The sequence below is a fragment of the Streptomyces sp. NBC_01429 genome, from assembly GCF_036231945.1.
In the GTDB taxonomy this organism is placed as follows: domain Bacteria; phylum Actinomycetota; class Actinomycetes; order Streptomycetales; family Streptomycetaceae; genus Streptomyces.
In genome coordinates this window covers 1811328-1824817 of sequence record NZ_CP109599.1, presented here as the reverse complement: position 1 = coordinate 1824817, position 13490 = coordinate 1811328, and the positions used below count along the sequence as shown (strand labels likewise).

General features: G+C 71.7%; 11 protein-coding genes. 8 read left to right on the top strand and 3 right to left on the bottom strand.

Going from position 1 to position 13490, the window contains the following annotated elements; translation table 11 throughout:
- Window positions 1-110 precede the first annotated feature (110 nt).
- The gene (locus OG627_RS07470; protein WP_329062688.1) at window positions 111-2990 is read left to right on the top strand and encodes a vitamin B12-dependent ribonucleotide reductase; all 2880 of its coding nucleotides are present in this window, start codon (window positions 111-113) and stop codon (window positions 2988-2990) included.
- 149 nt (window positions 2991-3139) lie between these two features.
- Here the strand turns inward: OG627_RS07470 and OG627_RS07465 are convergent, their stop codons facing one another.
- Window positions 3140-3658, bottom strand: a complete 519-nt coding sequence (locus tag OG627_RS07465) for a TerD family protein (RefSeq protein WP_329062686.1) — start codon at window positions 3656-3658, stop codon at window positions 3140-3142.
- A gap of 266 nt (window positions 3659-3924) precedes the next feature.
- Here OG627_RS07465 and OG627_RS07460 point away from each other — a divergent pair, with 266 nt between their 5' ends.
- The 5 genes from OG627_RS07460 (at window position 3925) to OG627_RS07440 (ending at window position 7894) form a co-directional block, all read left to right on the top strand.
- Window positions 3925-4530: a YdbC family protein gene (locus tag OG627_RS07460; protein WP_329062684.1), complete on the top strand. Its 606-nt coding sequence runs from the start codon at window positions 3925-3927 to the stop codon at window positions 4528-4530.
- Window positions 4531-4613: 83 nt separating this feature from the next.
- Window positions 4614-5273 (top strand): histidine phosphatase family protein, encoded by a 660-nt coding sequence (locus OG627_RS07455; protein WP_329062680.1) that lies wholly within the window; start codon window positions 4614-4616, stop codon window positions 5271-5273.
- A gap of 12 nt (window positions 5274-5285) precedes the next feature.
- Window positions 5286-6230, top strand: a complete 945-nt coding sequence (locus OG627_RS07450) for an ADP-ribosylglycohydrolase family protein (RefSeq protein ID WP_329062678.1) — start codon at window positions 5286-5288, stop codon at window positions 6228-6230.
- A 167-nt stretch (window positions 6231-6397) separates the two neighbouring features.
- Window positions 6398-7108 (top strand): ribonuclease HII, encoded by a 711-nt coding sequence (locus OG627_RS07445; RefSeq protein ID WP_329062677.1) that lies wholly within the window; start codon window positions 6398-6400, stop codon window positions 7106-7108.
- A gap of 138 nt (window positions 7109-7246) precedes the next feature.
- Window positions 7247-7894 (top strand): hypothetical protein, encoded by a 648-nt coding sequence (locus OG627_RS07440; protein ID WP_329062675.1) that lies wholly within the window; start codon window positions 7247-7249, stop codon window positions 7892-7894.
- Window positions 7895-8052: 158 nt separating this feature from the next.
- Here OG627_RS07440 and OG627_RS07435 read toward each other — a convergent pair whose 3' ends face one another.
- Both OG627_RS07435 and OG627_RS07430 read right to left on the bottom strand, forming a co-directional pair.
- Window positions 8053-8682 (bottom strand): hypothetical protein, encoded by a 630-nt coding sequence (locus tag OG627_RS07435; RefSeq protein ID WP_329062673.1) that lies wholly within the window; start codon window positions 8680-8682, stop codon window positions 8053-8055.
- A 216-nt stretch (window positions 8683-8898) separates the two neighbouring features.
- Window positions 8899-11070 carry a RecQ family ATP-dependent DNA helicase gene (locus OG627_RS07430; protein WP_329062671.1) on the bottom strand — a complete coding sequence of 724 codons (2172 nt, stop codon included), beginning with the start codon at window positions 11068-11070 and terminating at the stop codon, window positions 8899-8901.
- Window positions 11071-11180: 110 nt separating this feature from the next.
- Here OG627_RS07430 and OG627_RS07425 point away from each other — a divergent pair, with 110 nt between their 5' ends.
- Together OG627_RS07425 and OG627_RS07420 are read left to right on the top strand one after the other, a co-directional pair.
- Entirely contained in the window at window positions 11181-12500 is a 1320-nt protein-coding gene (locus OG627_RS07425; RefSeq protein WP_329062669.1) for a DUF4192 domain-containing protein, read from the top strand.
- Window positions 12501-12661: 161 nt separating this feature from the next.
- Window positions 12662-13426, top strand: a complete 765-nt coding sequence (locus OG627_RS07420) for an NUDIX hydrolase (RefSeq protein ID WP_329062667.1) — start codon at window positions 12662-12664, stop codon at window positions 13424-13426.
- Window positions 13427-13490 lie beyond the last annotated feature (64 nt).

Below are 13490 nucleotides of genomic sequence, written 5' to 3'. Positions count from 1 at the left end.
AAGACCTGCCCCGGGTGTGCTCCGTGCGCGCCCCAGGCACCAGACAGCACCCTGTGTCATGGGAAGAACATGGCACTTCAGGGCGTTTTTGTACGTATATGGGAGGCGGCATGACAGAGACGGCGAGCGGCCCGGCGCGAGGTACCCGATCCAAGGGGGCCAAGGGCGGCAAGGGTCTGCGTATCGAGCGAATCCACACGACCCCCGGCGTGCATCCGTACGACGAGGTGGTCTGGGAGCGCCGTGACGTCGTCATGACCAATTGGCGCGACGGCTCGGTCAATTTCGAGCAGCGTGGCGTCGAGTTCCCCGACTTCTGGTCGCTGAACGCGGTCAACATCGTCACCAGCAAGTATTTCCGCGGGGCCGTCGGCACCCCGCAGCGGGAGACCGGGCTCAAGCAGCTCATCGACCGGATCGTGAAGACGTACCGCAAGGCCGGTGAGGAGCACCAGTACTTCACCTCGCCCGCCGACGCAGAGATCTTCGAGCACGAGCTGGCCTACGCCCTCCTGCACCAGGTCTTCAGCTTCAACTCGCCGGTCTGGTTCAACGTCGGCACGCCCCAGCCGCAGCAGGTGTCCGCCTGCTTCATCCTGTCGGTCGACGACTCCATGGACTCGATCCTCGACTGGTACAAGGAAGAGGGGATGATCTTCAAGGGAGGCTCGGGCGCCGGCCTGAACCTCTCCCGGATCCGTTCCTCCAAGGAACTCCTCTCCTCCGGTGGCAACGCCTCCGGCCCCGTCTCCTTCATGCGCGGTGCCGACGCCTCCGCCGGCACCATCAAGTCCGGCGGTGCCACCCGCCGCGCGGCCAAGATGGTCATCCTCGACGTCGACCACCCCGACATCGAGGACTTCATCGAGACCAAGGTGAAGGAGGAGGAGAAGATCCGCGCCCTGCGCGACGCGGGCTTCGACATGGACCTGGGCGGCGATGACATCACGTCCGTCCAGTACCAGAACGCCAACAACTCGGTCCGGGTCAACGACGAGTTCATGAAGGCCGTCGAGGCCGGCTCCAAGTTCGGGCTGCGCGCCCGGATGACCGGGGACGTCATCGAAGAGGTCGAGGCCAAGACCCTCTTCCGCAAGATGGCCGAGGCGGCGTGGGCCTGCGCCGACCCGGGCATCCAGTACGACGACACGATCAACCGCTGGCACACCTGCCCCGAGTCCGGCCGGATCAACGGCTCGAACCCGTGCAGCGAGTACATGCACCTGGACAACACCTCGTGCAACCTCGCCTCGCTGAACCTGATGAAGTTCCTCAAGGACGACGGCAAGGGCCACCAGTCCTTCGAGTCCGAGCGCTTCGCCAAGGTCGTCGAGCTGGTCATCACCGCGATGGACATCTCCATCTGCTTCGCGGACTTCCCGACGCAGAAGATCGGCGAGAACACCCGCGCCTTCCGCCAGCTCGGCATCGGCTACGCCAACCTCGGCGCCCTGCTGATGGCCACCGGCCACGCGTACGACTCCGACGGCGGCCGCAGCCTGGCCGGCGCCATCACCTCGCTGATGACGGGCACCTCCTACCGCCGCTCCGCCGAGCTGGCCGCGGTCGTCGGCCCGTACGAGGGCTACGCCCGTAACGCCGAGCCGCACAAGCGCGTCATGAAGCAGCACTCCGACGCCAACGGCACCGCGGCGCGCGTCGACGACCTCGACGGCCCCGTCTGGGCCGCCGCCACCGAGGCATGGCAGGACGTGCTGCGCCTCGGCGAGAAGAACGGCTTCCGCAACGCCCAGGCGTCGGTCATCGCGCCCACCGGCACCATCGGTCTCGCGATGTCCTGCGACACCACCGGTCTGGAGCCCGACCTCGCCCTGGTCAAGTTCAAGAAGCTGGTCGGCGGCGGCTCGATGCAGATCGTCAACGGCACCGTGCCGCAGGCGCTGCGCCGTCTCGGGTACCAGGCGGAGCAGATCGAGGCGATCGTCGCGCACATCGCCGAGAACGGTGTGGTGGTCGACGCGCCCGGTCTGAAGACCGAGCACTACGAGGTCTTCGACTGCGCCATGGGGGAGCGCTCCATCTCCGCCATGGGCCATGTCCGCATGATGGCGGCCATCCAGCCGTGGATCAGCGGCGCGCTGTCCAAGACGGTCAACCTCCCGGAGACCGCGACCGTCGAGGACGTCGAGGAGGTCTACTTCGAGGCGTGGAAGATGGGCGTCAAGGCGCTCGCGATCTACCGCGACAACTGCAAGGTCGGCCAGCCCCTCTCCGCGAAGAAGAAGGAAGAGGAGAAGGTCACCGAGAAGGCCGAGGAGACCATCCGCCAGGCGGTGGAGAAGGTCATCGAGTACCGCCCGGTCCGCAAGCGCCTGCCCAAGGGCCGCCCCGGTCTCACCACGTCCTTCACGGTCGGCGGTGCCGAGGGGTACATGACCGCCAACTCCTACCCCGACGACGGTCTCGGCGAGGTCTTCCTCAAGATGTCCAAGCAGGGTTCGACCCTCGCCGGGATGATGGACGCCTTCTCGATCGCCGTGTCGGTCGGCCTCCAGTACGGCGTTCCGCTGGAGACCTACGTCTCGAAGTTCACCAACATGCGCTTCGAGCCGGCCGGCATGACGGACGACCCGGACGTACGGATGGCGCAGTCGATCGTCGACTACATCTTCCGCCGTCTCGCGCTGGACTTCCTGCCCTTCGAGACCCGCTCGGCCCTCGGCATCCACTCGGCCGAGGAGCGCCAGCGCCACCTGGACACCGGTTCGTACGAGCCGTCCCTGGACGACGCCGGCCTCGACGTGGAGAGCCTGTCCCGTCCGGCTCCGCACATCAGCCCCGAGCCGGCCGCGCCGAAGCCCGCCGTCATCCCGGCGGCCAAGGAGGCGCACACCTCGGCCGAGCTGGTCGAGATGCAGCTGGGCATCAGCGCCGACGCGCCGCTCTGCTTCTCCTGCGGTACGAAGATGCAGCGGGCGGGATCCTGCTACATCTGCGAGGGCTGCGGTTCCACCAGCGGCTGCAGCTGATCCGGTCCGCCGCGGCCCGGTGCCGCGGCGGCCGGCAGGACCGAGGGGCGGTGGGCCGGACACGGCTCGCCGCCCCTCGGGGCGTGAACAAGGGGCGGAATGTCGAGCGTGCGGCGGATCGGTGCGGGTCAGATGCCCATCGGTTCGGGTCAGGAACCCATCAGGGTGCCGAACGACTGCGGGTCGGTGTCGAAACCGCGGACGGACGTACGGAACTCCCACGCGCCCGAGTCGGCACGGGTGAACTCGGCGACGGTGGCGGCGGTGGCCTCGGAGAGGCCGGTGAAGTCGTGCCGTGCCAGCTCCGTGTACTCCTCCATGACGCGGAGCACCGGATTGGCGATGTCGCCGAACGTCCGCCGCCCGTCGCGCTGCTGGATCGCCACCCCCACCACCACGCGGACGTAGTCGGAGCCCAGCCGGTCCAGCTCCAGCGTCATCTCCTCGTCGTCGCCGAAGCCCTGGCCGGTGCGGCTCTCGCGATCCAGCGTGATCGTGCCGTCGGGGGAGCGGCTGCCGAAGTGCACCAGATAGGCGGGCTCGACCGGTGCGTCGGACGTGAAGGTGGCCGCGACGATGTCGAGATCGTGCGGGGGCTCGCCTCTGGTGCTCGGGTCCCATTTGAGGACCACCTCGACCTTGGACACTCCCTTGTTGAGACTGCTCATCCGTTCCCCCTCTGTCCTGACCGGTCCCTGCCCAGCACCGGGCCGGCCGACGGAAACCCGGCCGCGATACGTACCATGGACACCAGGCTAGACCGGGGCAGTGACAACGCGCTTTGCAATGTGGCGAGTTGACGCCAGCGTGGCCAATACTCGCCAAGATTCGCCGGGTCCGTGTGCGGACATGGCCCACGGGGCATGCGTATCGCATCGGTATCGCCTGCCCGGCAGCGTGACCGGTGCCACGTCCCGCGCCGTACGATGGCGCCGTGCTGGTCAAGTGGACTCGCTGCACCGTGATCGACCGTCGAGGTTTCGAACGCGGGCAGCGGAAATGGGCGGGGTTGCTCGGTGAGCCGGGATTCCGGGGGCAGAGCGGGGGATGGAGCAGGGCCAAGCCCGGCGTGGTCCACGTGTTCGCGTTCTGGGAGAGCCGCGCCTTCTACGACTCGTTCATGGCGCGCTCGCACGACCGGCTGGCCGCCGCCCAGTCCGGAACGTTCAAGGACACCCAGGTCAAACTCTTCGACTACCGCTTCGATGTGAAGACGGGCTTCGAGCCGAGATTCACCGACGCCGACGTGGTCCGTGTCGCGCACTGCAAGGTGCACGAGGACCGGGTGGAGCACTTCGCCCTCATGCAGGAGAAGGTCTGGAACCCTGCGATGGCCGGATCGCCGGGCATGGTGCGCGGACTGTTCGGGGAGGCCCCCGGGAACGAATTCATCGTGCTCTCGATGTGGCAGTCGGCCGCCGAGCACGGAAAGTACCGGGTCGAACGCGTCGAGCGGCTCACCCTGCGCGCGCAGACCGCCTCCGACGTGGCGGCGCTGGCGGGGGACGTCATCGACCTGGAGGCGTCCTGGACGGTATGACCGGCGGCGCGATCGCGCCCGAACGGGCCCCCTGGGAGCCGGGCGGTCGCACGGCCCGGCGCGCGGCGCTCTAGGGTCGGGGCATGGCACGACCGCGACGCATCGTCCTTGTCCGGCACGGCGAGTCGGAGGGGAACGCGGACGACACCGTGTACGAACGCGAGCCCGACCACGCCCTGGGGCTCACCGAGACCGGCCGCGCCCAGGCCGAGGAGACCGGCGCGCGGCTGCGCGAGACGTTCGGCGACGAGCGGGTGGGCGTCTTCGTCTCCCCGTACCGCCGCACCCACCAGACCTTCCAGGCGTTCGGTCTCGACCCGGAACTGGTGCGCATAAGGGAGGAGCCCCGGCTGCGGGAGCAGGACTGGGGGAACTGGCAGGACCGGGAGGACGTACGCCTCCAGAAGGCGTACAGGGACGCCTACGGGCACTTCTTCTACCGCTTCGCGCAGGGCGAGTCCGGCGCCGACGTCTACGACCGGGTCAGCGCCTTCCTGGAGTCCCTCCACCGCAGCTTCGAGGCACCGGACGCGCCGCCGAACGTGCTCCTGGTGACCCACGGGCTGACCATGCGGCTGTTCTGCATGCGGTGGTTCCACTGGCCGGTGGCCGAATTCGAGTCGCTGACCAACCCCGGCAACGCGGAGACCAGGACCCTGCTGCTGGGCGAGGACGGCACCTACGCCCTGGACAGGCCCTTCGAGCGCTGGCGCGTCCCCGAGTCCTACGGCCCCACCGGATAGAATGACCGGGCGATGAACGCTGACTCCACCCGCGACCGGACGTCCGGCCCGCGCGCCGACCGCGCACTGGCCAGCCTGCGGGGCCTGGCCGTGGGAGACGCCCTGGGCTCCCAGTTCTTCGTGCCCCGCAACCACCCCCTGCTGAAACGCCGCGAGCTGCCTCCCGGCACCTGGCAGTGGACCGACGACACCGAGATGGGCGCGTCCGTCCTGGCGGTGCTCGCCGGACACGGCCGCATCGACCAGGACGCGCTCGCCCACTCCTTCGCACTCCACCACGACTTCGAACGCGGATACGGTCCCGCGGTCAACCGGATGCTGCGCCTCATCCGCGAAGGCGGCGACTGGCGCCAACTCGCCGCCGGCCTCTTCAACGGCCAGGGCTCCTGGGGCAACGGGGCCGCGATGCGGATCGCGCCGCTCGGTGCCTGGTACGCGGACGACCCCGAGCAGGCCACGCACCAGGCCGAGGTCTCCGCCTACACCACGCACCAGCACCGCGAGGCCGTGGTCGGCGCGATGGCGGTGGCCGCCGCCGCTGCCCTCGCTGCGGACCCGGCGGGACCGCCCTCGCCGGAGGCGCTCCTCGACGCCGTGGTCGCTCTGGTACCGCGCAGCGCGGTCGGAGCGGGGCTGCGCCGGGCCCGGGACATGCTGGACTACGGGGACCCGGGCACCGTAGCTGCGGTCCTCGGCTGCGGCCGCCGCACCAGCGCGCACGACACCGTGCCGTTCGCCCTCTGGTCGGCGGCGCGGGCCCTCGGCGACTACGAGCGCGGCTTCTGGACCACGGCCCAGGCGGGCGGCGACATCGACACGACGTGCGCCATCGCCGGCGGCGTGATCGCCTCGGCCCGGGCGGGCGCGCCACCGGACCACTGGCTGTCACGGACCGAGCCGCTGCCGCACTGGCTGCCGCTCGACTCCTCCATGGCACCGGGCGGCGGCCCCGGCTGACGGGGACAGCCCCTGCCGCGCGACCAGTTGGGCCGAGAACGCGGCGGGACGGCCCGTGCGAGGGCGGTCCGCCGGCCACTCTCCCGTCCCGCCCGCACCGGTTCGCGCGGAACGGTCGGTACCCGGTCTGTCGCGCGGCCCGGCGGCGGCGTAACCTGGCTACTGCCATGCCGTACGAACCACCCACGCACACCGTTGAGCGCTCGCTGCGCGCCACCACCGATGCCAAAATCATCGCGGGCGTCGACGAGGTCGGACGCGGCGCGTGGGCCGGGCCGGTCACCGTGTGCGCGGCCGTCACCGGCCTGCGCAGGCCCCCGGCCGGCCTCACCGACTCCAAACTGATCAGCCCCAAACGCCGTACGGAGCTGGCCGGTGAACTGGAGGCGTGGGTCACCTCGTACGCCCTCGGGCACGCCTCCCCGGAGGAGATCGACGCCCTCGGGATGACCGCCGCGCTCAGGCTCGCCGCCGTACGCGCCCTGGAGGCGCTGCCGGTACGGCCCGACGCGGTGATCCTCGACGGCAAGCACGACTATCTCGGAGGGCCCTGGAAGGTGCGTACGGTCATCAAGGGCGACCAGTCCTGCATCTCGGTCGCGGCGGCCTCGGTGCTCGCCAAGGTCCGCAGGGACGCCATGATGGCCGAACTCGGCGCCGGGTCCGAGGAGTACGCGCGCTTCGCCTTCGACGCCAACGCCGGCTATCCCTCGCCGGTGCACAAGGCGGCGCTGGCGCAGTGGGGTCCGACCGCACACCACCGGCTCTCCTGGTCCTATCTCGACGCGCTGCCACGATGGCGGCATCTCAAGAAGGTCCGGATCTCCGTGGAAGCCGCCGCCATGGAAAGCGGGGGCCAACTCGGCTTCGACTTCTGAACGTCCGGCATGCCGGGACATACGACCCGGCATGTTCGGTGCCCCTCCCGCCCACGCGCCTTTCCGGCAGTGGGCATGGGTACGAATGTGCCCGCCCCGCCGATGCTCGTCGCAGCGGCGTTCGACAGACATCCAGCCATGCCTCTCATCCCCCAGGAGCCTCAGATTCACGAGAGAGCACAGGGTCCCAGCGCCACGCCGGCCACCGGCCGCACCGCGCCGACCCCTCGTCCCGTACCCGGTCCGCGTCCCGTCCCAGGGCCGCGCTCCGCTACGACACCGCGGCCCGGACGTCCGGGCCCCGGTCCCGCGAGGCCCGCGCCGCCGGCGCAGCGCTCGCACAGCTCCGCCGGCGAGCCCAAGGCGCCCGGCACCGCTGCTCCCACCCCTCCTTCCGCACCGCGGATCCAGCTCGTCCCGGCCTCGGCCGACGGCGCGCTCGACGCCGCCGAGGAAGCGGTCGATCTGCTGCTCGACTCCGGCCGGGCACCGGGCGACATCCTGGTGCTCACCACCGGCGAACAGCACCCGTGGGCAGCCCACGAGCTGTCCTTCGGCGAAGCCGCGTACTGGGCACAGCACGACGCGGGGGAAGACGTGTTCTTCGCCGGCGCCGCCGCTGCCGACCGGGTACGGCCCCGGCCCGTCGTGGTCGTCGCGGTCAACGGCGGCGGTGACGACGCCGTCGTCCGGCTGCTTCCCCCGGCCCGTGAGCGGGCCACCGCGCTGCTCGTCGTGTGCGGTGACTCGGAGCGGATCAACGCCGTACTCGGCGCGGGCGTCTGAGCCGTACGGCATCCCGCGCGCTCCCGCCGAGGGGCGCGCGCCGTAAGGCCCGGTCGTGACCCGGCTGCCCGTTCAGGGGGCGGCCGGGCCGCCGAGCCCGCGGTCCGTGCGCGGCCTGTGCCGCTCCGGCCCGTGCCTCTCAGGCCCGTGCCGCGCGGTCAGCGGGCGGCCGTGCGGCGCAGTGCTTCCACGGCCCCACCGCCCCCGCCCAGGGGCGACGCGTCGGGATCGGCCGCCGTGTCCGAGAGCGCGGCGGGCGGGGAGTCGGAGTTCGGCCGCCGGCCGCCACGGCCCTCGCCCAGCACCTGCCAGCCACCGCGCGTCAGCGTGACGTACGCGCCGCACCGCAGGCCGTGCAGCGTGCAGGCGTCGCGCAGCCCCCACATCCAGGCCCCGTCCTCCTGCGTCCACCGCTCGTCGCCCTCCCGGCAGTAGAGCAGCACCGCGGTACGCACGGGGGTGCGCCGGCGCAGATCGTGCGGGAGGACCCGCCGCAGATGGGCCAGCAGCGCGTTGCGGAACTCCCAGCCGTCCACCGGCGCGGGACGCGGCACGAACGACGCGCTGGCGGCGAGCCGTTCCTCGTGGTCGAGCACGGCCACCACGGCCGTCCCCGGAGTGGGCCGGTGCCGGCTGTGCAGTCCGCTCACCACCTCACGCGGATCCCGCAGCAGGGGTATCCCCGCCGCCGCCCACTCGGCGGGTTCGAGCATCCTGGCGAGGCGGCTGACGGAAGCGGCCGGGGGGTTCACCGAACCGGCCGCGGACGAAGCGAATCCGAAGGTCATGTTCCTCCCTTCGCATACGCGCCCACACTGCGGGCAAGGTCGAGTGGGGACGCGCCGCGGCACAACCCTGGGGGACCGCGAACGGGCCGTGCGGGGGCAGTTCCAATTCTCACCGGCGCGGGGGCGCGCGGCAACGAGCAATTGGCGCCGTGGACCGGAATGCGCGGGTATGACGGTGATATCCCTGCCCCGATCCTTCGAGGTCGAAGCCTCGCGTCAGCTCTGAACGGCGAGGACCAGCGGGAACACCCCCGCCGCTCCGGCCCGGCGCAGCAACCGGGCGGCCACCGCGAGAGTCCAGCCGGTGTCCGAGAGATCGTCCACCAGCAGGACCGGGCCGCCCGCCGACGCCAAGGCGTCCGCCAGTTCGGAGGAGACGGCCAGGGTCTCGTGCAGCGCGCGCACCCGCTGGGCGCTGTTCGTACGGGACACCCGCGTCTGCGCCGCCCCCGGCGCGTACTCCACGGTGCCCAGCAGAGGCATCCGGCCCGCCTGCGCGATCCTGCTGCCGAGCGAGCCGACCAGCAGGGGCCTGCCGTGCGACGCCACGGTCACCACGCCGACCGGCCGGGGCAGCGCGTCCTGCGCGCCGGAGGCCCAACCGCCGGGCCCCCTGGCCCAGTCGGCGAGCACGCTCACCACCGCGCCCGCCACCTCGTCGGACACCGGGCCGTCCGCTGCCTGCGCCGCGAGCATCGGGCGGAGCCGGTTACCCCAGCCGATGTCGGACAGCCGCCCCAGCGCACGGCCCGGGAAGGACTGCTCGCCTACGGGGATACGGCCCTTGAGATCGACACCGACCGCCGCGAGGCCGGTCGGCCACATCTTGCGCGGCTCCACCTCCACACCCGGCCTGCCCAGCTCCCCGCGCGCGGCGTCCAGGGCGGCGCCGGTCACCTTGTCCTCGAACCGCGTCCCCGCGCAGTTGTCACACCGCCCGCAGGCCACGGCCTCCTCGTCGTCCAACTGCCGGCGCAGGAACTCCATCCGGCAGCCGGTGGTGGACGCGTAGTCCCGCATCGCCTGCTGTTCGCTCTGCCGCTGCCGCGACACCCAGGCGTACCGCTCGGTGTCGTACACCCACGGCTGCCCCGTGCCGGTCCAGCCGCCCTTCACGCGCCGCACCGCCCCGTCCACGTCGAGGACCTTCAGCATCGTCTCCAGACGCGTACGCCGCAGCTCCACCAGCGGTTCGAGCGCAGGCAGCGACAGCGGCCGGTCCGCCCGCCCCAGGACATCGAGAGTGCGGCGGACCAGCTCCTCCGGCGGGAAGGCGACCGAAGCGAAGTACTGCCAGATCGCCTCGTCCTCCTTGCCGGGCAGCAGCAGCACCTCCGCGTGCTCCACCCCTCGGCCCGCACGGCCCACCTGCTGGTAGTACGCGATCGGCGAGGAAGGAGAGCCGAGATGCACCACGAAACCGAGATCGGGCTTGTCGAACCCCATCCCCAGCGCGGAGGTGGCGACCAGGGCCTTGACCCGGTTGCCCAGCAGATCGTCCTCCGCCTGCTGACGCTCCGCGTTCTCCGTACGGCCCGTGTACGAGGCGACCGTGTGCCCGCACTGGCGCAGATAGGCGGTGACCTCCTCGGCCGCCGCGACCGTGAGGGTGTAGATGATCCCCGAGCCCGGCAGGTCGCCCAGATGGTCGGCCAGCCAGGCGAGCCGGTGCGCAGCGTCCGGCAGCCGCAGCACATGCAGGCTGAGACTCTCCCTGTCCAGCGGCCCGCGCAGCACCAGCGCGTCCGTCCCCGCGCCCGTGCCCAACTGCTCCGCCACATCAGCCGTCACCCGGGAGTTGGCCGTGGCCGTGGTGGCAAGGACCGGAACACCGGCGGGCAGCTCCGCGAGCATGGTGCGCAGCCGCCGGTAGTCGGGCCGGAAGTCATGGCCCCAGTCGGAGATGCAGTGCGCCTCGTCCACCACCAGCAGACCGGTGGCCGCGGCGAGCCGGGGCAGCACCTGGTCACGGAAGTCGGGATTGTTCAGTCGCTCCGGGCTGACCAGCAGAACATCGACCTCGCCGCCGGCCACCTCCGCCTGGATCGTGTCCCACTCCTCCGCGTTGGACGCATTGATCGTCCGCGCCCGGATCCCGGCCCGCGCGGCGGCCTCCACCTGATTGCGCATCAGCGCGAGCAGCGGGGAGACGATCACGGTCGGACCGGCGCCCGCCGCCCGCAACAGCGAGGTCGCCACGAAATACACCGCCGACTTCCCCCACCCCGTGCGCTGGACGACCAGGGCCCTGCGTTTGTCGGCGACGAGCGCCTCGATGGCCCGCCACTGGTCCTCACGCAGCCTGGCGGCGCCGGTGGCGTCACCCACGAGGCGGGCGAGGACGGAGTCGGCCGAGGCCCGGAGAGCTGCGCGGTCTGCGTTGGTCATGCGCCCATGCAACCCGATGGGTCCGACAAACCGCGAATGGGGCCGACACCCTGTGGATAAAGTTATCCACAGGGGTCGCGGGATTTCGCCCGACACGGGACCGTCGAGCCATGAACACGCACAAGCACCACGAATCGACCGGATCCGCCGACGAACAGCAGATCACCCTGCGCAGCCCCGCCGAACTCGCCGACGCGCTTCCCTACTTGCTCGGCTTCCACCCGAACGACTCCGTCGTCATGGTGGCCCTCCACGGCGACCGCGGCCGCTTCGGCGGGCGGCTCAGGCTCGGCATTCCGCGCTCGCCCCGGGAATGGGCGCCGGTGGCCGAGCAGCTCGCCGAGTGTCTGATCGAGGGCAGCGAACGGCGCGGCTCCCGGCCCCACGGCGTTGTCGCCTTCCTCTGCCAGGACCCGGCCCGGGGAGAGACGGGCCGGCAGGTGATGGAGCGGCTGCGCCCCTTCGCACAACGGCTGCGCACCGCCTGCGGAGGGCTCGACGTGCCCGTGCACGAGGTGCTCTGTATCTCCGACGGGCGTTTTTGGTCCTACTGCTGTCCCGATACGCGCTGCTGTCCTCCGGAAGGCACCGGACTGGCCCTGCCCGGTACGTCGGTGATGGCGGCCGCGGCCGCCTACGCCGGGGTGCGGGTGCGCGGGTCCCTGAGGGACATGGAGGCCCGTCTGGAGCCCTGGAGCACCCCGGCCACCGAGGAACAGGAGCGGGCGCTGGACAACGCGGGCGCGGCGCTCGTCCCCAGGATCCTGTCCGGAGGAAGCCGCGAACGGGTCGGCGAGGAGACGCTGAAACTGGCCCGGGGCCTCCTGAGGCGGCTGGAGCAAGCACCGGACAGTGGCAACGTCGCACAGGACACCGAGGACGACGGACTCATCACCCACGAGGAGGCGGCGGCCGTCATCCTCGGCCTCCAGGACCGGGAGACCCGGGACCGGGCGGCCGAGTGGATGGAAGGCGCCGAGGCGGCGTCCGCGCTCCGGCTCTGGCGCGCGCTGTCCCGGCGCTGCGTCGGCCCCTACGCCGAACACGCGACGGCCCCCCTGACCCTGGCCGGATGGGTCGCCTGGTCGACCGGCGACGAGCCCGCCGCCCGGGTCGCCCTCGGCCTGGCCCTGCGGCTCGACCCGAAGTACGTCTTCGCCCAACTGCTGCATCAGGCGTGCAACGAGGGACTGGACCCGGAGACGCTGCGCCGCTGTCTGCGGGCGGAGCGCGACGCACGCGCCGTGCCCGGCTCGTGCCGGCCCGCCGGGCCTTCGAGGCGAGAAGGCGCGGCCCGTCCGTCCTCGGGGTCGCGTCGGCCGAAGGCACCCAGGGTCCAGCCCCGTACGGGACCGCGAGCCGGTGCGCGGACGGCGCGCGACCGGGCGGGACGGCGCAGCGGCGAGCGCGGCAGCAGGAGCGGCCGGTGACGACGGCACACCGGACGGCGCGCGGCTGACGGGCATGAGGGGGGCCGCGGCGGGGCGGCCGGTGGCGCGCGGACCGGAGAGATCGGAGAGATGGCCAAGAAGTCCCCACCGAGGATGGCGGAAGGAGTGTTTATCGTCAGGCAGACGACTATGATCAACGCATGCCCCCCTACGACCCGTCGGCCTTTCCTGCGTTCGCTGTCACCGTCGATCTGGTCGTGCTCACCGTGCGCCGCCATGTGCTCTGCGCGCTGGTCGTGCGGCGCGGCGAGCCGCCCTTCCAGGGGCGGTGGGCGCTGCCCGGCGGCTTCGTGAGGGGTGATGAGGACCTCGCCGGCGCGGCGGCACGTGAACTCGTCGAGGAGACCGGCCTCTGCGCACACGATCCGCTGTCCCCCGCGCCCGGGAACGCGGCCCACCTCGAACAGCTCGCCACCTATGGAGATCCCGTACGGGACCCCCGGATGCGGGTGGTCAGCGTGGCCCATCTGGCACTGTCTCCCGACCTGCCGGCGCCCCGGGCCGGGGGAGACGCCAACAGTGCGCGCTGGGCCCCCGTGGAGGCCCTGCTCAAGGGGGAGGGGGAGTTCACCGGAGAGGACGAGCAGTCCGCCCGGCTCGCCTTCGATCACGCGCGGATCCTCGCGGACGGGGTGGAGCGGGCCCGCTCCAAGATCGAGTACTCCTCGCTGGCCACGGCGTTCTGCCCCTCCGAGTTCACCGTCGGCGAGCTGCGCAGGGTGTACGAGGCGGTGTGGGGCGTGGCGCTGGATCCCCGTAACTTCCACCGCAAGGTGACGGGCACCCCGGGCTTCCTGGTCCCGTCGGGCGGCACCACCACCCGGCAGGGCGGCCGCCCCGCCCAGCTGTTCCGGGCCGGCGGGGCGACCGTCCTCAACCCGCCCATGCTGCGCCCCGAGGTCTGAAGCGGGGCAGGGGAGGGGCCGGGCGAGAAGGAGGGCAGGCGGGAGGGGGAGGGAGGGGAGGGGG

Coding starts and splice junctions, on each gene's coding strand:
- OG627_RS07440 (WP_329062675.1), top strand. CDS start 7,247: ATGCCTCTCATCCCCCAGGAGCCTCAGATTCACGAGAGAGCACAGGGT.
- OG627_RS07470 (WP_329062688.1), top strand. CDS start 111: ATGACAGAGACGGCGAGCGGCCCGGCGCGAGGTACCCGATCCAAGGGG.
- OG627_RS07445 (WP_329062677.1), top strand. CDS start 6,398: ATGCCGTACGAACCACCCACGCACACCGTTGAGCGCTCGCTGCGCGCC.
- OG627_RS07455 (WP_329062680.1), top strand. CDS start 4,614: ATGGCACGACCGCGACGCATCGTCCTTGTCCGGCACGGCGAGTCGGAG.
- OG627_RS07430 (WP_329062671.1), bottom strand. CDS start 11,070: ATGACCAACGCAGACCGCGCAGCTCTCCGGGCCTCGGCCGACTCCGTC.
- OG627_RS07420 (WP_329062667.1), top strand. CDS start 12,662: ATGCCCCCCTACGACCCGTCGGCCTTTCCTGCGTTCGCTGTCACCGTC.
- OG627_RS07450 (WP_329062678.1), top strand. CDS start 5,286: ATGAACGCTGACTCCACCCGCGACCGGACGTCCGGCCCGCGCGCCGAC.
- OG627_RS07435 (WP_329062673.1), bottom strand. CDS start 8,682: ATGACCTTCGGATTCGCTTCGTCCGCGGCCGGTTCGGTGAACCCCCCG.
- OG627_RS07465 (WP_329062686.1), bottom strand. CDS start 3,658: ATGAGCAGTCTCAACAAGGGAGTGTCCAAGGTCGAGGTGGTCCTCAAA.
- OG627_RS07425 (WP_329062669.1), top strand. CDS start 11,181: ATGAACACGCACAAGCACCACGAATCGACCGGATCCGCCGACGAACAG.